Genomic DNA, 20,673 nt, shown 5'->3' with positions numbered 1-20,673 from the left:
ATATTATATCTGAAAATTTTATAGAATCAATGACATAAGAGGAAGGAGAAACTTCAAGATGAAAAAAATAAGCTCAGTTCCAGGAACAATTCCCTTAACAATAAAATCAAAGCTTATTATAAGCTTCTCATTAATAATATTTTTGGTATCTGCAGTAGGAATAACATCTTATATGACTATGAGGTCTTATTTGGTGCAAGAAAATATTATGATTGAAAAAAATGTTATGGCGAATGATATAATAATTTTAATAAACTCAATTCCTCAGGATATATCAAAATATATATTAAACCCAACAGCGGAGAATAAAAAAATTATAGATGATAAATTTATAAATATTAATAAAAATCAAGAGTTTATTAAAGATAATGTATCTGGAGAGAAGGCACTGAAATCTTTTGATGCCGTAAGCAGAATGTTAGAGTCTTATTCAGAGGAAAATATAAAACTTTTTGAAAGTAAGAATGCCACTGAAATGGTGGAAAAAAATAAACTTATGAACAGGTTTTCTAAACTAATTCAAAATAGCATGCAGGAATATATGTCAGTCGAATTAGATCAACAAAATAAAGCTAGAGCAGATTTGGCTAAAAAATCTAATTTTACAGGAGTGCTAATCATTGTTTTTATAGTATCCATAGGTTTTTTTAGCATAATTTTTGCTATTTTCTTTTCGATAAAGTTAGGAAAATCATTGAATAAAATTGTACTATTAGCTGATGATATTGCTAATGGAAATTTACAGGTAGAAGAATATAAAGTGAATTCTAACGATGAAGTATCTTTATTGACAAGTTCTTTTAATGAAATGACAAAAAATCTAAGAACTATGATTAAGGGGATTATTAATAATAGCAAGGATTTATATGAATCTTCTACTATGATCAAGGATAGGGCGAAGGAAAGTGTCAAAGCAGTTAATCAGATCGCAGTATCTACTCAAGATGCTGTCGATGGTTCGCAGTATCAATTTAGTGAAGCAAAAAGGACTGAAGAAGCAGTTAATAGACTTATTAAAATGAATAGCACAATAAAAGAAAAGTCAAATAATGTTTTGTCCTCGGCTAATAAATCTCTTAAAATAGCTGAAGGTGGAAATGAGAAAGTTAGATCCATGTTAAATCAAATGAACACTATTAAAGAACAAGTTATGAATATCCAATCGGTAACTGGCATTTTAAAAGAAAATTCATCGCAAATAGAAACCATACTAGATACTATTTCTAAAATTACAGCCAGTACGGAGTTGTTGGCTCTAAATGCTGCGATTGAAGCAGCTAGAGCAGGTGAATATGGAAAAGGATTTGCAGTTGTATCAGATGAAATTCGCAAACTAGCAACAAGTTCTGCAACATCTACTGTAGAGATATCTAAAATTTTAACTCAAATTCAAAATTACATTAATGTATTGATTAAAAGTATGTCCATTGCGGTTAGCGAGGTAATGAGTGGCTCAGAAAAAGTTTTGGAAGTTGAAGGAGCATTTAAGAATATTGTGGAGTCAAACAATGATGTTGACGGTGAAATAAAAAATATTTCAGATGAAATTTTAGTAATGGTTAATGAAATAAATGCAATTGAAAAAATATCTAAGAATATATGTGAAATTTCAAATAAATCACTAGAAGGAAGTACAGATATATCTGCAATAGTGGAAGAACAGCTAGCAACTCAGGAAGAATTCTTTGCATCTGCCACTACTTTGGCTAACATTTCAAGTGAGTTAGCCAACGTTGTTTCTAAGTTTAGGGTTTAAGCGAACTTTAGAAATTTTAATAGTAGTGATACAAGATTCTTGGAGTGCCGAAGCATATGTTGAGTTAGTGAAATTTTTAGGAATAGAAATTGTGATATAATAACACTAGATTTAAATTATAAATATATTTCGTTTTAATTTAATGTAGGAAGAGGAGCGTATTATATGAAAAGTCTATGTGTAATTGGAAGTTTAAATATGGATTTAGTAACTACAGTAGAAAATTTTCCTGTGGCAGGACAGACTGTCATGGGGAAAGCGTTTAATACATTTCCAGGAGGAAAAGGTGGTAATCAAGCAATAGCACTAGGTAGGTTGGGTTCAGATGTGCTTATGGTAGGAAAAATAGGGGAAGACATGTATGGAAAAAGATATCTAGAAGTTTTAAGAAGTAATAATGTCAAGTCTGATGGAGTAAGCATTGAAAAAGGCATGTCTTCTGGAGTAGCAGTGATACAAGTAAGTAATAATGGAGAGAATAATATAATTGTTGTTCCAGGAGCTAATGCAGAAGTTGATATAAATTATATTGAAAGCAAATGGAGTTTGATTGAGAGAGCAGATATATTTTTGTTTCAATTAGAAATTCCATTAGAAACAGCAATTGCAACTATGAAAAAACTAAAGAAACAAGGTAAGACAGTAATACTTGATCCAGCACCAGCGGTGGGTCTTCCCGATGAAATTTTTAAATATGTGGATTATTTAACACCAAATGAAACAGAGTTGGAGACTTTAATTGGAAGAAAGATAAATAGTGAAGAAAACCTTGTAGAAGCAGCAAAAACATTATTTGATAAGGGAGTAAGAGTTATAGTTGCAAAGTTAGGTAGTGATGGGGCTGCAATTATTAAGAAAGATAAATGTACTAGAGTTCCAGGATTTATTGTTGATCCAATAGATACAACTGCAGCGGGAGATTCTTTTAATGCAGGATTTGCTTTTGCGCTAGCAAAAGAAAAAGAACTTAAAGAATGCGTAATATTTGGAAATGCAGTAGGTGCTATTTCAACAACTGCACTAGGAGCTCAGGAAGCTATGCCAACTTTTGAAAGAGTTGATAAATTTATTAGAGATAGATAAATTTATAAGAAAAATTAATTATAAAAATTATTTCCATTGAGATATTTATAAGTATAATGCGATAATTAATTTACCGGTAAATATAATGGAGAGGGGATGATTATATTGAAAATTAATAAGAGGTGGTTATTAGCTTAAATTTAAGATAATAACCCTGCCAATAAAATAAGGAGGATTATATCCTCCTTTGAAAGATTTTTAGACATATCTAAAAAAGTATATTTGTGAGTAATTCAAAAATATTTTTAGAGAATATTGACATAAAACATTATTTTGAATAATATATATTATATGGGTTATTTAGGAAAGTTAAATGACCAAAATTCAGATGAAGGAGGATATTTATATGAAAATTTTATTAAATAAAAGTGTTGAGGTTTTTTTAAAATAATTGAATATTGCTGAAAGTCATTATAGAAAACTTTATAATTATTTTTTGTGATATTTATAGAGTAATGGAAGTATGTTATGCTTACTTTTCATTCGTTGTGCTTTCAAAAGAGTATTAACCATCATCTGAAGAATTAATATATATCTAGGCAGAATACACGAGGGTTATCGTGTTTTTTTATTGCATTTTTTAAGCATAAGGAAGTACTAGACAATAGTAATTATCTAGTTTTTTATGTGTAATCCCATGGATGATTAATTAGTATCCACGGGATTTTTTAATCTGAATCTAATTATAAGGAGTAATAATCTAATTTTGATTATAGAAATTATTAGGAGGTGGTTTCAATGAGAAATTTAAAAAACGTAGCATTATTGAATATTGAAAATTTTAAGGAGGAAATCAAGGGTGTGTTACAAAAACGGAAAGGATATCCTGCCAGAAAAGCTTTTGAGAGAGCTTCAAAAGTATATTCAAGGAGAAACCATTTATATTCCTAAGACTGAAGAAAGAAAGGGCTGGGGAGAAAGTAATGGTACTAAAAGAGCAATAAGAGAAAGAAATTTAGAAATATATAAATTATATAAAAAAGGCGAAAAAGTTTTTGATATTGCAGAGGCATATAATCTTTCAGATGATAGTATAAGAAAAATTATATTTAAGTTAAATAATGAAAAATTAGAATCATCACATATAGTGCTAAAAAGTAAGGCCAAGTAAAGACGAAGTTCATATTTATAATATAAAATGATTTGCAAGGTACAGGAATCCTATAAAGAAACTGTTGTAAATAATATACAACTCAATATCTAATTAATTATTAGTTGGATATTGCGTTGAAAATTATATTCAGCAGTTTTTTGCTGATTCTAAATTAAAGAGTCGGAATTAAGAAAGTTTAATTATAATAATTTTTTACATATCATTTAATTTGTGGTAAGGGTAAACTATTATTGTGGTGCTAGTTTATTATTAAATAAGCTGTTTCAAAAACTTTAAAAATATTAAAGAAGGAGTGAGTTAAATGGAATATCATGAAGCAGAATTTAGGGAGTATTCAAGGAAAGGAATTATAAAAAATACGGAATGAAATTTGGAATTAGTAGAGGTAAGATAAATATGAAGAATAAAAATGAAATAGGAAACTTATTTGTTAAGTTAAAACGAAAGGCTAAAGCTTTTATTGTAGCAATCTTTAATTTCGCGCCTAAAGATACTATAGAGAGTTTTGATTACTACAAGTTTAGAAAGCTAAAATCTAACGATTATGAGGAATGCAGAAATAGAATTAGCATTCAGATGCAAAGAGATAGGCTCTTATTTTAGAATTATAATAATAGAATTTCAAATCTGAAAGTATTAAAAAAATACAAGTAAGTTTTAAGATATATCTAATATATTAATAGGTCAACCATAAACAATAAATAGAGATGGTTGGTCTATTTTTATTTGAAATAAATAGAACATTGAAAAGTTTCATGAGGTACACTTAGAAAGTTGATATTGATATGGTACAAACATTAGTGATAAATGTTTGCTTATATATAGACAAAGTAAATAAAAGTCTGTAATATATTAAATAGAAAGTAATTATATTGAAAGGGAATGAGATTAATGGATATAAAATCAAATGAATTATTTTGGAATGCTACTATAAGTGAGCTTAAAGAAGGGATTCTCGAAGAAGATGATGGATATAGGTGCATAATATGTGAAGAAGAATTCCAGAGAGGAAGAATATATGAAATAAATTCAAAGCTGTATGATGCAAAGAAATCAGCAGAGTTACATCTTAAAACAAGCCACGGTTCAATGCTTGAATATTTGTTAAATATGAATTCTGGTTTTACTGGAATATCAGATGTTCAAAGAGAATTAATAAAATTGATTGCCCTGGGATTATCTGATAAAGAAATTTCAGAGAAACTTAAAGTTGCGCAATCAACAATACGAAATCACCGATATAAATTAAGAGAAAAGGAAAAGCAAGCAAAATTATTTTTAGCTATGATGGATTTGCTTTCAAGAACCACAAATAAGAAAATTAATAAAATTGGTAAAGAGACTATATGTGATGCTTATAAAACAGCAACTACTTTAGATGATAGGTATAATATAACAGATAAAGAAAAGAAGAGTGTTATTGAAACTTATATGAATGAAAATGGTGGTTTAAAGAGTTATCCAGCTAGAGAAAAGAAAAAGATTATTGTGTTAGAAGAGATATCAAGAAATTTTTCAAAAGGAAAGCAATATTCTGAAAAAGAGATAAATAGGATTCTAAAGAGAGTGTATGAGGATTACGTAACCATAAGAAGAGCTTTAATAGAGTATGGTTTTATAGAAAGAAAAAAAGATGGAAGCAGCTATTGGATTAAGGAATAAGTTTTTATGCTAAAGTGGAATTGGTTAGATGATAATAGGTCTAATTTTTGATATAATAATTTATAGAAAAATTAGTAGAGGGGGATATATATGGCAATTGGAAGAAGTAAAGTAGTAATAGTTGGAACGGGTTCTGTTGGGGCAGCGGTAGCATTTGATATGGTAATGAATCATGTTTGCGATGACTTAATACTGATTGATATAAATAAAGAAAAATCATGGGCTGAAGCAACGGATTTGCAACATTCTCTTGGATATAGCGGAAGTAAGATGAGGGTAAAAGATGGAGAGTACGAAGAATGTAATGATGCAGATATAGTTGTAATTGCAGCTGCATTACCTTATATTACAGGGCAAACAAGATTAGATATGTTAGAAAAAGCTGCAGGAATAATGAATAATATAGTCCCGAACATCATGAAAAGTGGATTTTTAGGCATAATAGTTGTAATAACAAATCCTGTTGATGTTATGTCATATTACGTGCACAAACTTTCAGGTTTGCCAGCAAGTAAAGTCATTGGAACAGGAACAGCTCTAGATTCAGCACGTTTGAAATATCATTTAGCTGATGTTATGAGTGTTGACCCACAAAGTGTTCATGCTTTGTGCATGGGAGAACATGGAGATTCACAGATAATTCCATGGAGTCAAATTACAGTTGGGGGTAAAAAGTTTTTAGATATAATCAATGACAATAAAATGAGATTAAAAGGTTTTAATTTAAATTCATTAACGGAAGATATTAAGAAAATAGCATATCGTATTGTGAATGCTAAAGGTGCAACTACTTTTGGTATTGCAGCAACTACTGTTCAGATTGTAAAAGCAATATTACGCGATGAAAATAAAGTTATTCCTGTATCAGCTATGCTTAATGGAGAGTATGGGGAAAGTGACACATATGCAGGTGTTCCGGCGGTTTTAAATAATCAAGGAGTGAAGGAACTTGTTGAATATCACTTAGTTGAAAGTGAAAAGGCAGAATTAAAAGAATCTATTGAGATTATAAAAGACTACAATAAAAGACTAAAATTATAAAATATGATATTTAATATTTTTGTATAAATGATATTTTATATAAAAAATTGAGAATGAAAGCATTTCTTTTTATAGAAATACTTTCATTCCTAAAATTTATAATCGTTCTTCAATTTATTATGTTACGATTTTAGTAAACCATATTTAATCTAAATCTATTAGTTAAATAATTCTATGATCCCGAGACTTATAAGTAAGAGTCCTGAAATTAACGGAGCAAATTTACCTAAGAACTTGCCTAAAATATGGTTTCCAGCTCTTTCGCCAAGTTTAAGTGTACAAATACTTAATATAAATGTTAATATGACTGTAAGTTCTATATTAACGCCTGTTACACTTGCAGCAACTCCTGTACCAAAGTTATTAAATGTTAATGCAAAAGCTACCAAAAAAGCTTCTTTTTTATCTATATCTCCTGATTTATCTAAATCTGATTTTTCTGCATATTCAATCATATCATTAGTATTCTTTAAAGCGAGTTCTTTTATTTTTTTATTATTTATAAGTTTAAAAATACTTTGAATTACAAAGTATAATCCTAGAATTATAATAATTCCAGCACCTAAGCTATTTGATAAAAAGCTTGGTAAAAATTTAGATACATATATGCCAAGTAACATAGATAAAAATGTTCCAGTAGAAGTTACAAGTGCTACTATAAGATTTGCAGTTGTGTCTATTCTTATTTTTTTTATTCCATATGCAATACCTATAACTAAATTATCTAAGTTAGAAGATAAACTAAATAATAAAGCAGATAAAATTAATATCATATATGTCATTCCTTCTTAATTATTACTTATATTTAATATATGGTTGTAAATTTGTGTGGTGATTAAGAATTTTTAAGAGAAATTACGTTTAATTACTAATATCTATTAAATACATAAAGATATTTAAGTTATATTTTATAAGATGTCCATACAAAAATGTGTAGATTAAATTAATAGTGGGAAGAAAACTCTTCTAAGGCTCTGGAAGACCGAAAAGAAGAGTTTTTATCTTTTAACATGTTAATAGACTTAATCACAAAACACTCCTAAAATATTACTATTAAGCTTGGCCAGTAAATGTTAAATATAAGAGAACCATATTTAGTGATATGATTATAGCTGCGATGATAATACCTAAAATTCTTACCCAATTGCGATTTGCCATAATACCCATTAAATCCTTACGTCTAGCTATAGTTAGCATTTGTATTATCGGAAATGGCAATATGAAGCTAAGTGCTACTTGGCTTAAAACAAGGGTATTCATTGGATTTATTCCAAGTGCAATTATAGCCAATGCAGGCATCATAGTTATAAGTCTTCTAATATTAATTGGTATACTTAAATTCACAAAACCCTTCATAATTGTTTGACCTGCCATAGTACCCACAGCAGATGATGACAAACCTGAGGCAAGTAATGCTATTCCAAAAGCTCCGCTAGATAATGAACCTAGTAAAGGTTGTAATGATGCATGGGCTTGCTCCATTGTATCAACAATTAATCCATTTTTATTGAATACAGCAGCGGATACAATAACCATTGCAGCATTCACTATAAAGGCAATATTCATAGCTATTGTTACATCAATTTTTTCCATTTTTAAATGTTTTAGCTTTCCTTCAATGGATGTATCAGTTCCTCTATGCTGGACCAAATGTGAATGAAGGTATATTACGTGAGGCATAACTGTTGCACCAAGCATTCCTACTGCGATTAATAATGCCTGACTATTTGGCAGTGATGGAATTATTGTATGAATTCCTACTTGAAACCAATCAGGTTTGGCAAGAAATAATTCTATTGTATATGCAATACAGATTACTGCAACAAGAATTGATATTATTATTTCTATAGTTTTTTGGCCATACTTTTCCATATAACAAATGAAGAATGTTATTATTCCTGTAATAATCCCAGCATATATCATTGGTATATGGAACAATAAATATAATCCCAAAGTTCCACCTAGAAATTCTGCTAAGTCAGTTGCCATTGCACCTATTTCTGCAACAATCCAAAATACCCAATTTGTTTTTTTAGAAAATACTTTGGCACACATTTCTGGAAGGTTATGGCCTGTGGCTATTCCTAATTTTGCAGACATTATCTGTAAAAAGATAGCCATTAAGTTACTAAATAAAATTACCCAAATTAACGCATAGCCAAATTCCGATCCTCCACTAATATTAGTTGCAAAGTTTCCAGGATCTATATATGCTACACTTACAATAAAAGCTGGACCTAAATATTTTAATAGTTGCCTAAATTTACTAATATTAGCACTCCTGTCTTTTTTAAATGGAACAAATCCAGTGACAGATACATCAGTGCTTCTTAAACCTCTTTCGTTCTCCAAGAAAATACATCACCTTTCTTACTTTATTTTTTTATGTGTCTAATTTTTTAATCTTATATGTAATTAAGATAGTTATTAACAGTTAACTTTCTTAGCCTAGTCTAAATTATTTTATATTATAAGTTATGCAATAATATTCTAAATGTTACAGTAAAGTAACTTTTTCGCCATTAAAGCATATAATTTATTAAGTAGATTATTACGGGGAGCGAGTAAGTATATGGGCAAAAATGATTTCTATACTTTTAACGAATATATGAAGAAAGAAGACAGCAAGCTAACTGCGTCCATGGAAGATTATCTTGAGATGATATATAGATTGTCATTGAATAAAGGGTATTTAAGAATTAATGAACTTTCAAATGCACTTAATGTTCAACCTCCTTCTGCCACAAGGATGGTACAGAAGTTATCAGAGGAAAGACTTGTAAAGTATGAAAAATATGGGATTATAATACTTGAAGAAAGTGGTAAAGAACTTGGCGCAGCACTTCTTAACAGGCATCATATTATTGAGAATTTTCTAAGGATACTTGATATTCCTGATAAAGAAATATTAGATGAAACAGAAAAGATAGAACATACTGTAAGTAAAGAAACATCAAAATGCTTTCAGGATTTTGTACAATTTATAGAAAGCAATCCTAGTATAGCTAAGGCTTTTAAGGAGTATAGAGAGTCTATAAAATAGAAAGATGGAGATTGTTTATTTAAACATTAATAAAGATAAATCAGATAGCAAGTTAGATCTTAATTATAAGGCTTAATTTATTATCTGATTTATTTATGTTGCTTTTATTTGAGTTTGAGTAGATATAATTAAATAGTAAATATAGTTTTTATTATTTTTTAAATAAAGATGCCTGTTGAAATTACACTATATTTAAAAAAGTGAGCCACAAATTGTATTTTTGAATGTTCTGTTTTATAAGTGGAAGAAACTTAGTTAATTGTTGTATGTCTATGTAAAAATCTTTATTACTATCTGTATACATAATAATGTGATTAATTAACATAGACTATATAAGAAATATATATTCAAAGAATAAGGGGAGAAAATTTTCGATGGTAAAATGTAAGAATCTTTTTGAAAATAAAAATATTGAAATTGTAGAATCAAGAGGGGGCGTTAAGGTTCTTGAATATAAAAAAGATTTGAGTGTAAGCACTACAACTGCAATGGCAGCATATTTTGCTTCAGAGATGAATGTTAGAAAAAGACAGGTTTTAATTGAGTTGAATGGTAATGCTTACACAATAAGTTCCGGAGTAATGCAGTGGACAGCAGGATCTGTGAGTATGGCTGCTGATATTAAGGGAATTGGTGATTTTTTTGGAAAAGCTATATCATCAAAGGTAACAAAAGAGTCTGCTATTAAACCAAAATATCAGGGAAATGGTTTATTGATGTTAGAACCAACATATAGGCATATTTTGCTTGAGGAAGTTTCGGAATGGGGAGGGATGGTTTTAGATGATGGACTTTTCTTAGCGTGTGAGTCTAAGGTTCAGCAAAAGATAGTTGCGAGGACAAATATCTCTTCGGCAATGCTTGGGAATGAAGGACTATTTAATTTGTGTCTAAAAGGTGAAGGGATAGCCGTGCTAGAAAGTCCTGTTCCAAGAAGCGAATTGATAGAATTTATATTAGATAATGATGAGGTGCGGATTGATGGGAATTTTGCAATTGCTTGGTCTAATTCTTTAGAGTTTAGAGTTGAAAAGTCTAGTAAAAGTTTAATTGGATCTGCAGTCTCAGGAGAGGGATTGGTTAACGTATATAGGGGAACAGGAAAAATACTTATGGCTCCAATATCATAGAAATACGGATGTGAATATTTAATTGTAGAAGGATTGGTAAGAAATATTATAATCACCAATCCTTTTGCTATTAAGAAATTAAAAGGTAAGTCAAAAATAATGTTTATTTGGGATTAATAGTAAACAGGATAATATAAAAAGTTAATAGAATAATAAATATAAATATTAAGATTGCTTAAAAACTAATATTCGGAATAATTTTACATGCGAGGAATTATAGCTATATTATTAGATTTTTTTTGCCCAAAACATATAAAAACACGAACATTAGATAAATAAAAATAAAAAAAATACATAAAATATTTAATTTACTATTGATTTATAGTCCAAAGTATTGTAGCATTAAGTATGTAAAATAAAGAGCTATATATTACGCACTGAATATATTACATTTTATTTATTCTATGCTTTAACATTCGATGATTGTATAGAAATTCAAAAAGTAATTTATTAGTATGTCATATATAAATAATGAAATTTTACCCGTATATGCTTGAAAATAAGGTTCAAGCGTTTCTACCGGACTACCGTAAATTGTCTGACTATGGGTGTTTATAGGTACTTGTTACTTATAAGCCCCTTTGTAAAAAAACAAAGGGGCTTATATTTTACAAGAAATCTTTAAATTCTTGTTATTATCTTTTATATTTTTTTCAACGTTAGTGCATCCTACTAACAGATGTATTATTTTGGAGTAGCAGTGTTAATTTGTGTAGCTCAAAAATAGGAGGAATCTATATTGGACAATGTATTAAAAAAATCGGTAAAAACAACGGAGGAGAACGGTATGTTAGAAAAAATATTTCACTTATCAAAAAATAAAACAACTGTTAAGACAGAAATGTTAGCGGGGTTAACAACCTTTTTAACTATGGCGTATATCTTAGTAGTAAATCCTAGTATCTTAAGTCAATCAGGTATGGATGTATCAGCTGTATTTACTGCAACTGCATTGGCTTCTTTTATTGGTACTGTAATTATGGCGCTTATTGCTAATTATCCATTTGGTATGGCACCAGGTATGGGATTAAATGCTCTTTTCACATTCACAATTTGTTTGGGAATGAAGTTCTCTTGGCAAACAGCTTTGGCGGCTTCATTAATCGAAGGATTTATATTTATGGCGCTTAACATATTTAAAATTAGACAAGTAATTATTGATAGTGTTCCGCCAACATTAAAATATGCAATTAGTATTGGTATTGGTTTCTTTATAACATTTATAGGTCTTCAAGATGCTAAGATGATTGTTGCTAATCAAGCTACATTAGTTGGAATAGGAAATTTAAAAGATCCAACAGTTCTTTTAGCTGGTCTAGGTGTTATTATAATATCGGTATTATATTATAAAAATATAAAAGGTTCATTCATTATTGGAATGTTTTCTGTATATGTATTAGGAATGATTTTTGGAGTTGCTAAGGTACCTACAGGAATAATATCTATGCCACCATCAGTTGCTCCAATATTTATGCAATTTGATTTTAAGAGTGCAATGGTGATTGGTATAATACCAGCAATTCTTTCTATGTTATTTATAGATGTTTTCGATAGTATAGGAACTCTAATTGGTTTAGCTTCAAAAGCTGGATACTTAGACGAAAAAGGTAATGTTAAAAATGCAGATAAAGTTTTAACAGCTGATGCTATTGGGTCTGTAGTAGGTGCATGTTTAGGAACATCTACACCAGTTGCATTTGTTGAGTCAGCAGCCGGTATTGCTGAAGGTGGAAGAACAGGACTTGCTGGTCTTACAATAGCTGGATTATTCTTCTTGTCATTATTCTTTTCACCAATTTTAACTGCTATACCAGGTTTTGCTACAGCGCCAGTTCTAATAGTTTTAGGTGCAGTAATGATGGAACCAATAGCAAAGGTTAATTTCTCAGATTTTACTGAAGGAATGCCTGTATTCTTGACATTGATATTAACTCTTTTAACATATTCAATTACAGATGGGTTAGCATTTGGATTTGTTTCGTATGTGTTAATAAAATTATTCACAGGTAAATCAAAAGATATTCCTGTACCAATGTATTTTATTGCCTTGGCATTTGTAGGATTATTCGCGCTTATGTAATAATAGATAAGAAGAGCCTCATGGTGTAAGAAAATTCACCATGAGGCTTTTATAAATTAATTACTATTCTATTAGTAGTCTATGTTATTTGTTAAGAAATAATGGTAATAGTGCTTTGAATTATCATTTAGTTGGAAATTTTGATTTTATATTGAAGATATTTTTAAGGACGTCCGAAGATTTATAATTCCATACGTAACTTTACATACTTCTTAATATATTTTACGCATTTCTCGAAGCCGAGCTTGCTGGTATCTAGAGACAGATCATAGTTTCTTACATCCTCCCATTTATTACCAGTGTGGTAATAGTAGTAGTCACTTCTATATTTATTTAATTTCTTAATTTCCTTAATTGCTTCTTTTTCAGAAGCGCCAAGGATATCCATTTCATGCTTAATACAGTAATCTTCTGATGCATGAATAAAAATTTTAAATATATTTGGTTTATCCTTTAAGATATAATCAGCACAACGCCCTATCACAACATAAGATTCTTTATCGGCTAATTCACGTAATATCTTAGCTTGATAATTGAACAAATTGTCATTTGAAGTAAAATCATTACTTTCAGGTGGGATTAATTCACCATTATATACTTTCTTTGAAACCTTATATAACAAACTATTTTTTACACCTTCGTCTGCATTGGCAAATAGAGCTTCATTTATACCACTGTCATCTGAAGCCAAACGTAATAACTCACGGTCATACATATTTATACCCAAATCTTTAGATAACATTTTCCCTATTGTTGTCCCACCGCTTCCACAAGTTCTTGTTATTGCAATTACAAACTTATCCATATAATCTCACTCCTTCCCTATATAGAAATTATACCACATTTTATTAAATTATTTAAGTGCGGCTTGAGCTATCTGAATATCTTCATCAATGCTTCCACCACTAACACCAATAGCACCAATGATATTTCCGTTACTAACTATTGGTATTCCTCCACCTAAAATACAAAGTTCGCCATGTCCAGTATTTTCTAAGCCATAAAGAGGTTTGCCAGGAAGCACTAGTTCATTAAATCTTTCAGTAGACATTTTTAAAGCAAGTGCAGTATATGCTTTATTAAAGGAAACTTTAATACTTATTAAGATTGAATTATCCATTCTATGCTGGGCGATAAGATTTCCACCATCATCAACTAATGCTATAACTACTGGAACATTTATTGACTCAGCTTTTCTTTCTGCTTTTTCAAGAATTTCTTTTGCCATTTTTAGTGTTAGCTTAGGCGTCTTTATAGAACTAATTAGATCACTCGATAACTTTTTTATTAAATCTTCATTTATCATATAATCGCTCCTATAAATATTATTTATATAATGTATTTAAGTTAAATTACTCCAATAATATTATATAATTTAACTAATTTTGATACAGGTAATTTACAATTGTATAATAAGTAAAGTTCAGACTATACTTAAATTTACTTATTTTTAGTTACAAAATTATTACTAATAGTCCTTAGGGATATGCTAACATTATAAACAGAGTGGTATCAAAAAAATGTATTTAAAATACAATTTCTTCGAGAGGGTGAAAAAAATGAAGTTAAATGATTTGCAGATAAATAAAACTGATTTAATGAGAATAATTCAAGAAACCGTTCCAGGAAAACAAATTACAATGGCTCATGTAATTGCGAGCCCAGACTCAATTATTTATAAGAAGCTAGGATTAGACCCTAAAATTGATTATAACAGGGCAGCTATTGGTATTCTCACTGTTACTCCAAGTGAAACTTCTATAATAGCTGCAGATATAGCAATAAAAGCGTCGGCAATAGAGATTGGTTTTATTGATAGATTTAGTGGAACTTTGATTATTACAGGAACAATTTCAGATGTGGCAATTGCTTTAGAGTCTATCTTAAACTATGCAAAAAATACACTAGGGTTTAATGTTTGTAATCTAACAAAGGCATAGGTGGTTTTATGAGAAAGATTATGTTGGTTGGAAGGACAGGCTGTGGTAAAACTACTTTAACTCAAGCTTTAAAGGGAAAAGAGATTACATATCATAAAACCCAATATATAAATAATTTTGATGTTATTATAGATACTCCTGGCGAATATGCTGAAAATAAAAAACTGGCACGAGCGTTAATACTATACTCCTATGAAGCTGATGTAATTGGACTTCTAATGAGTTCACTTGAAGAATATTCTCTTTATAGCCCTAATATTGCAGCAGGAGCGACTAGAGAAGTAGTTGGAATTGTGACTCAGATAGATAATAAGAATGCAAGAGCAGATTTAGCAGAAGCATGGCTCAGCCTTGCCGGTTGTAAAAAAATATTTCATATAAGTTCATATACAGGAGAAGGAATACCAAATCTTTTGGATTATTTAAAAGAAGATGACGATATACTGCCTTGGGAAAAGTAGCATATAGAAAATGTCTTAAAATTACATGTAAAGGTTTAAAAAGTGCAAATTTTATTTAAGGAGAGATCTGAATATGAGAAAAATTTTGATGTTAGCTGGCGATTTTACTGAAGATTATGAAGTCATGGTACCATATCAAGCCTTGGAAATGTTAGGTTTTAAAGTTAATGTAGTTTGTCCGGAAAAGAATGCCGGGGAATATATAAAGACTTCAATACATGATTTTGAAGGACATCAAACTTATACTGAAAAGCTTGGACATAACTTTCTATTAAATATGTCTTTTGATTATTTAAAATTAGAAGAATATGATGGATTATATATAACAGGGGGAAGAGCACCAGAATACCTTAGACTTAATACACGGGTTATTGATATTGTAAAATACTTTATGGAATTAAAAAAACCAGTAGCTGCTATATGTCATGGAATTCAAATATTAACAGCGGCTGATATAATTAAAGGAAGAAAGTTAACTGCGTATCCTGCTGTTAAGCCAGAAGTAGTTATGGCTGGAGGAATATTTATAGATAAAAATCCAGATGAAACAGTGGTAGATGGTAACTTAATAACTGCACCAGCCTGGCCAGGAAATACAGCCATCTTGAAAGATTTTTTAAATGCTCTCAATGTGAAGATTCAATTATAGTTTTAATTTTACAATATTTTAGTTTGAATTGTATTACAACGATTTCATACCTCTAATATATAATGAACTTGCACGAAATAAATTTTTACGATTTTTTTGAGGAGGGAATTATAAATGATATCTAAAGGGTTTTCAAAACCAACTGAGAGGGTTGAAAGATTAAAAAGAATGATTGTGGATGCAATTCCGTATGTAGAATCAGAAAGAGCGGTTCTTGTAACAGAATCATATAAGGAAACAGAAGGTCTATCTCCTATATTAAGACGTGCTAAAGCCGTAGAAAAAATATTTAATAATCTACCTATTACTATTCGTGAAGATGAATTAGTAGTTGGTGCAATTACTAAAAATCCACGTTCTACTGAAATCTGTCCAGAATTTTCTTATGATTGGGTAGCTAAAGAATTTGACACAATGGGAGCAAGAGTTGCAGATCCATTCCAAATTCCGAAAGAAACAGCAGCGGAATTAAGTGAAGCATTTAAATATTGGGACGGTAAAACTACAAGTGCACTTGCTGACTCTTATATGTCTCAAGAAGCAAAAGACTGTATGGCAAATGGAGTATTTACTGTAGGAAATTATTTCTATGGTGGTGTCGGACACATTTGTGTTGATTATGGAAAGATTTTAAGAAAAGGGTTTAAAGGCATTATTGCTGAAGTTATTGAAGCAATGAGTAAAATGGACAAGAAGGACCCTGATTATATAAAGAAACAACAATTTTATAATGCTGTAGTAATTTCTTATAGCGCAGCAATAAATTTTGCACATAGATATGCTCAAAAAGCTAGAGATATGGCAGCTGCAGAATTAAATCCAACTAGAAAAGCAGAATTGTTACAAATAGCTGCTAACTGTGAAAGAGTACCTGAAAATGGTGCAACAAACTTCTATGAAGCTTGTCAATCATTCTGGTTTATTCAAATAATGGTTCAAATTGAATCTAATGGACACTCAATTTCGCCAGGACGTTTTGACCAATATATGTATCCTTACCTTAAAGAAGATAAAAATATTTCAAAAGAATTTGCTCAAGAGTTAGTTGATTGTATTTGGATTAAACTTAATGATATCAATAAAACTCGTGATGAAATTTCAGCTCAAGCTTTTGCAGGTTATGCTGTATTCCAAAACCTATGTGTTGGTGGACAAAATGAAGAAGGGCTTGATGCTACAAATGAAATATCTTACATGTGTATGGATGCAACAGCTCATGTTAAATTACCAGCGCCTTCATTCTCTATCCGTGTATGGCAAGGAACTCCAGATGAATTCTTGTTAAGAGCTTGCGAAGTTGCAAGATTAGGGCTTGGCGTACCTGCTATGTACAATGATGAAGTTATAATTCCAGCATTAGTTAATAGAGGTGTTACTCTTAGAGATGCACGTAACTATTGTATTATCGGCTGTGTTGAACCTCAATGTCCAAACAAGACAGAAGGCTGGCATGATGCAGCATTCTTTAATGTAGCTAAGGTATTAGAAATTACATTAAATAATGGTAAAGTAGGCAACAAGCAATTAGGTCCTATCACAGGAGATATAACAACATTTAAGAGTATCGATGATTTGTATGCAGCATTTAAGAAGCAAATGGAATACTTTGTTTACTATCTTGTTGAAGCAGATAACTGTGTTGATTATGCTCATGCTGAAAGAGCACCATTACCATTCTTATCAGCAATGGTTGATGACTGTATTGGAAGAGGCAAATCTGTTCAAGAAGGTGGAGCAATTTATAACTTTACAGGACCACAAGCTTTTGGTATAGCAGATACAGGAGATTCCGTATATGCAATTCAAAAACATGTATTTGAAGATAAAACTATTGAAATGGATCAATTAAAAGCAGCATTAGATGCAAACTTTGGACATACTGGCGTTAATACAGTTAGTACAAGCAATAACAATGCCGATGTTACTGAAATGCAGATATATGAAGCAGTTAAGAGAATATTAAGTAATTCTGGATCAATTGATATATCTGAAATTCAAAGTAGAATCTCTTCAGAATTTACTTCACCTAAAACAACAGTTTCGGGAGATTTTGATAATATAAGAAGACTTCTTGAAAGTACTCCTTGCTTTGGTAATGATATAGATGAAGTTGATATGGTTGCTCGTAAATGCGCACAAATATACTGCTTCGAAGTTGAAAAATATACTAACCCACGTGGAGGACAATTCCAAGCTGGAGTTTACCCAGTATCTGCAAATGTATTATTTGGTAAAGATGTTGCGGCATTACCAGATGGTAGATTAGCTAAGACTCCTCTTGCTGATGGTGTATCTCCTAGAGCAGGTAAAGATTGTGCAGGTCCAACTGCAGCAGCAAATTCTGTTGCTAAGTTAGATCACTTTGTAGCATCAAATGGTACACTTTATAATCAAAAATTCTTACCATCTGCAGTTGCTGGAGATACAGGATTACAAAACTTTGCTTCTGTAATAAGAAGTTACTTTGATCATAAAGGTATGCATGTTCAATTTAATGTAATTGATAAGCAATTATTATTAGATGCTCAAAAGCACCCAGAAAATTATAAAGACCTGGTTGTTCGTGTTGCAGGCTATAGTGCTCAATTTACTGTATTAGCAAAGGAAGTACAAGATGACATTATAAATCGTACTGAACATTCACTTTAAGCTTATTTGAACATAATAAGTAGGCCAAAATTTTATCCCTTATAAGTTTTATTTGAAAAAGTTACACTTTATAAGGTTAGGGGAGATGTGCATGATGGATACAATTAATTATAGTATGGAAGGAACAGTATTTGATATACAGAGATTCTCTATACATGATGGCCCAGGAATTCGTACAATAGTTTTTTTAAAAGGATGTCCTTTATCATGCTTATGGTGTAGCAATCCTGAATCACAGAAAATTAAACCTGTCATAATGTATCAATCTGCGAATTGTATTCATTGTGGAAGATGTATTTCAGCCTGCAAAATAGGTGCAATTAGTGTTAATAATAAAGGTTTTATAAATAGAGAAATTTGCACAGCATGTGGTGAATGTAGCAATGTTTGTCCAACAAGCTCTTTAGTCTTAAAAGGTAAAAAAATGACGATTGAACAAGTTATAAAAGAACTCAAAAAAGATGCTATAAATTATAGACGATCTGGTGGTGGAATCACTTTATCAGGAGGAGAACCACTAGTGCAGTCAGATTTTTCAAAAGAACTTTTTAAGGCATGTAAAGCACAAGGTTGGCATACAGCTATTGAAACTACAGGTTATGCAAATTCAGAAACTATTGAAGAAGTATTTCCTTATATAGATTTAGTGCTTATGGATATTAAGAGTACAAATCTTGAATTACACAGAAAATACACAGGAGTTTCTAACGAAATAATTCTAAATAATGCAAAGAGAATTTCTGAAATATCAAAAATGGTAATTAGAGTACCATTAATACCAAACTTTAATTCTTCAATGCAAGATATTTTGGAATTATGTAGGTTTACTAAAACGTTGAATAACATTGATACGATTCATTTGTTACCATACCATACTTATGGTGAAAATAAATATGAACTCCTTGGAAGAGATTATCTTATGAAAGACTCACGGTCATTAAAAGAAGATGAGATTGAAGTCTTAAAAAAGATTATTGAGGATCAGGGGATTAAATGTATTATTGGTGGTTAAAGATATAATTTTAGAATGGAGGAGTCAAAATGGATCAACAATTGATTGAAAAGGTAATGAAACAGGTTTCTAGCGAACTTGGAATATCTGTTAAAAATCAAAATAATGATTCTCAAAATATAAGCAAAAATACTAGTGGAGGAATAGGTGTTACTGAATTTGTAGGTACTGCAATAGGCGATACTATTGGACTAGTAATTGCAAGTGTAGATCCACTACTTACAGAAACTATGAAATTAGGAAAGTACCGTTCAATCGGTATCATAGGTGGAAGAACCGGAGCTGGACCTCAAATTATGGCTGTTGATGATGCTGTTAAAGCTACAAATACAGAAGTTATTTCTGTTGAATTACCTAGAGATACTAAAGGCGGAGCAGGTCATGGAAGTTTAATTTATATAGGAGCTGATGATGTTTCAGATGCTAGACGTGCAGTTGAAATTGCACTTTCAAGTCTAGATAAATATTTTGGAGATGTTTATGCAAATGATGCAGGACATTTAGAATTCCAATACACAGCTAGAGCGAGCTATTGTTTAGAAAAAGCTTTTGGAACACCACTAGGCAGAGCATTTGGAATGGTTTGTGCAGGACCAGCTGCAATTGGAACAGTTTTAGCTGATGTTGCTGTAAAAGCTGCTAATGTTGATGTTGTGGGTTACTGTTCACCAGGAAACGGAACAAGTTTCTCAAATGAGGTTATATTAACTTTCAGTGGTGATTCGGGAGCTGTAAGACAAGCTGTAAGAGCATCAATTGAAGTAGGTAAAAAATTACTAGGTGCGTTAGGTGATGAACCTAAATCAACAACAACACCTTATATTTAAGTAGAGAACCCAAATCTGTGATTTGGTGTGAATCACTTACTCAGCGAGTGAATACGAGTCGAGTTTCCTTTAAATAGATAAGTGAGAGTCCAAATCTTGTATTTGGTTTCTCGAACTTATAGCTGATGACGCTAGGAATCAGCTTCCATAGAAAGATCTTAATATTCGAACTTTCTATGCAGGGTGCTATGATTTGATGATGGTCGATTACTCTGTGAGTACTCAG

General features: G+C 30.7%; 19 protein-coding genes and 1 riboswitch. Of the genes, 15 read left to right on the top strand and 4 right to left on the bottom strand.

Annotated elements, in window-relative coordinates; all coding sequences use genetic code 11:
* Positions 1–58 precede the first annotated feature (58 nt).
* The 6 genes from AXY43_RS08740 (at position 59) to AXY43_RS08715 (ending at position 6,656) form a co-directional block, all read left to right on the top strand.
* On the top strand, positions 59–1,756 hold the full coding sequence (locus AXY43_RS08740) for a methyl-accepting chemotaxis protein (protein ID WP_105411418.1): 1,698 nt from the start codon (positions 59–61) through the stop codon (positions 1,754–1,756).
* A gap of 165 nt (positions 1,757–1,921) precedes the next feature.
* Positions 1,922–2,839, top strand: a complete 918-nt coding sequence (gene rbsK / locus AXY43_RS08735) for a ribokinase (protein WP_023973080.1) — start codon at positions 1,922–1,924, stop codon at positions 2,837–2,839.
* Between the two features lie 799 nt (positions 2,840–3,638).
* Entirely contained in the window at positions 3,639–3,950 is a 312-nt protein-coding gene (locus AXY43_RS08730) for a CD3324 family protein (RefSeq protein WP_012060232.1), read from the top strand.
* A 366-nt stretch (positions 3,951–4,316) separates the two neighbouring features.
* On the top strand, positions 4,317–4,556 hold the full coding sequence (locus tag AXY43_RS08725) for a hypothetical protein (RefSeq protein WP_023973078.1): 240 nt from the start codon (positions 4,317–4,319) through the stop codon (positions 4,554–4,556).
* A gap of 288 nt (positions 4,557–4,844) precedes the next feature.
* Complete coding sequence (locus AXY43_RS08720) at positions 4,845–5,615, top strand: DUF2087 domain-containing protein (RefSeq protein ID WP_039771822.1); 771 nt, start codon at positions 4,845–4,847, stop codon at positions 5,613–5,615.
* Between the two features lie 90 nt (positions 5,616–5,705).
* Positions 5,706–6,656, top strand: coding sequence for an L-lactate dehydrogenase (locus AXY43_RS08715; protein ID WP_023973076.1), 951 nt, complete (start codon positions 5,706–5,708; stop codon positions 6,654–6,656).
* A gap of 158 nt (positions 6,657–6,814) precedes the next feature.
* On the opposite strand, the gene ytaF is transcribed toward AXY43_RS08715, so the two are convergent.
* The gene (gene ytaF, locus AXY43_RS08710; RefSeq protein WP_039771820.1) at positions 6,815–7,429 is read right to left on the bottom strand and encodes a sporulation membrane protein YtaF; all 615 of its coding nucleotides are present in this window, start codon (positions 7,427–7,429) and stop codon (positions 6,815–6,817) included.
* A 280-nt stretch (positions 7,430–7,709) separates the two neighbouring features.
* On the bottom strand, positions 7,710–9,008 hold the full coding sequence (locus AXY43_RS08705) for an Nramp family divalent metal transporter (RefSeq protein ID WP_023973074.1): 1,299 nt from the start codon (positions 9,006–9,008) through the stop codon (positions 7,710–7,712).
* 220 nt (positions 9,009–9,228) lie between these two features.
* Between AXY43_RS08705 and mntR the strand changes: the two genes are divergently transcribed.
* From mntR to AXY43_RS08690, 3 genes are all read left to right on the top strand, one after another.
* Entirely contained in the window at positions 9,229–9,699 is a 471-nt protein-coding gene (gene mntR, locus AXY43_RS08700; protein WP_023973073.1) for a transcriptional regulator MntR, read from the top strand.
* Between the two features lie 374 nt (positions 9,700–10,073).
* Positions 10,074–10,829: an AIM24 family protein gene (locus AXY43_RS08695; protein ID WP_012060225.1), complete on the top strand. Its 756-nt coding sequence runs from the start codon at positions 10,074–10,076 to the stop codon at positions 10,827–10,829.
* Between the two features lie 463 nt (positions 10,830–11,292).
* A riboswitch (purine riboswitch) is annotated at positions 11,293–11,394 on the top strand.
* 222 nt (positions 11,395–11,616) lie between these two features.
* A complete protein-coding gene (locus AXY43_RS08690; RefSeq protein ID WP_012060224.1) occupies positions 11,617–12,909 on the top strand; it encodes an NCS2 family permease in 1,293 nt (430 codons plus the stop codon).
* Between the two features lie 181 nt (positions 12,910–13,090).
* Here the strand turns inward: AXY43_RS08690 and AXY43_RS08685 are convergent, their stop codons facing one another.
* Both AXY43_RS08685 and AXY43_RS08680 read right to left on the bottom strand, forming a co-directional pair.
* Positions 13,091–13,714 carry an AAA family ATPase gene (locus AXY43_RS08685; RefSeq protein ID WP_023973072.1) on the bottom strand — a complete coding sequence of 208 codons (624 nt, stop codon included), beginning with the start codon at positions 13,712–13,714 and terminating at the stop codon, positions 13,091–13,093.
* 48 nt (positions 13,715–13,762) lie between these two features.
* Entirely contained in the window at positions 13,763–14,215 is a 453-nt protein-coding gene (locus AXY43_RS08680; protein ID WP_023973071.1) for a GlcG/HbpS family heme-binding protein, read from the bottom strand.
* A 253-nt stretch (positions 14,216–14,468) separates the two neighbouring features.
* On the opposite strand from AXY43_RS08680, the gene AXY43_RS08675 reads away from it, so the two are divergent.
* The 6 genes from AXY43_RS08675 (at position 14,469) to pduB (ending at position 20,447) form a co-directional block, all read left to right on the top strand.
* The gene (locus AXY43_RS08675; RefSeq protein ID WP_012060221.1) at positions 14,469–14,849 is read left to right on the top strand and encodes a BMC domain-containing protein; all 381 of its coding nucleotides are present in this window, start codon (positions 14,469–14,471) and stop codon (positions 14,847–14,849) included.
* A gap of 8 nt (positions 14,850–14,857) precedes the next feature.
* Complete coding sequence (locus AXY43_RS08670; protein WP_012060220.1) at positions 14,858–15,310, top strand: EutP/PduV family microcompartment system protein; 453 nt, start codon at positions 14,858–14,860, stop codon at positions 15,308–15,310.
* A 73-nt stretch (positions 15,311–15,383) separates the two neighbouring features.
* The gene (locus tag AXY43_RS08665) at positions 15,384–15,959 is read left to right on the top strand and encodes a DJ-1/PfpI family protein (protein WP_023973070.1); all 576 of its coding nucleotides are present in this window, start codon (positions 15,384–15,386) and stop codon (positions 15,957–15,959) included.
* A gap of 114 nt (positions 15,960–16,073) precedes the next feature.
* Positions 16,074–18,608, top strand: a complete 2,535-nt coding sequence (locus AXY43_RS08660; RefSeq protein WP_023973069.1) for a glycyl radical protein — start codon at positions 16,074–16,076, stop codon at positions 18,606–18,608.
* A gap of 91 nt (positions 18,609–18,699) precedes the next feature.
* Positions 18,700–19,620, top strand: coding sequence for a glycyl-radical enzyme activating protein (locus AXY43_RS08655; RefSeq protein ID WP_034850289.1), 921 nt, complete (start codon positions 18,700–18,702; stop codon positions 19,618–19,620).
* 29 nt (positions 19,621–19,649) lie between these two features.
* Complete coding sequence (pduB, locus tag AXY43_RS08650) at positions 19,650–20,447, top strand: propanediol utilization microcompartment protein PduB (RefSeq protein WP_012060216.1); 798 nt, start codon at positions 19,650–19,652, stop codon at positions 20,445–20,447.
* The last annotated feature ends 226 nt before the right edge of the window (positions 20,448–20,673 follow it).

Source organism: Clostridium sp. MF28, assembly GCF_002969175.1.
Taxonomy (GTDB): domain Bacteria; phylum Bacillota; class Clostridia; order Clostridiales; family Clostridiaceae; genus Clostridium; species Clostridium beijerinckii.
The sequence above is the reverse complement of the archived record's forward strand: the minus strand, read 5'-3'. Positions and strand labels throughout refer to the sequence as shown.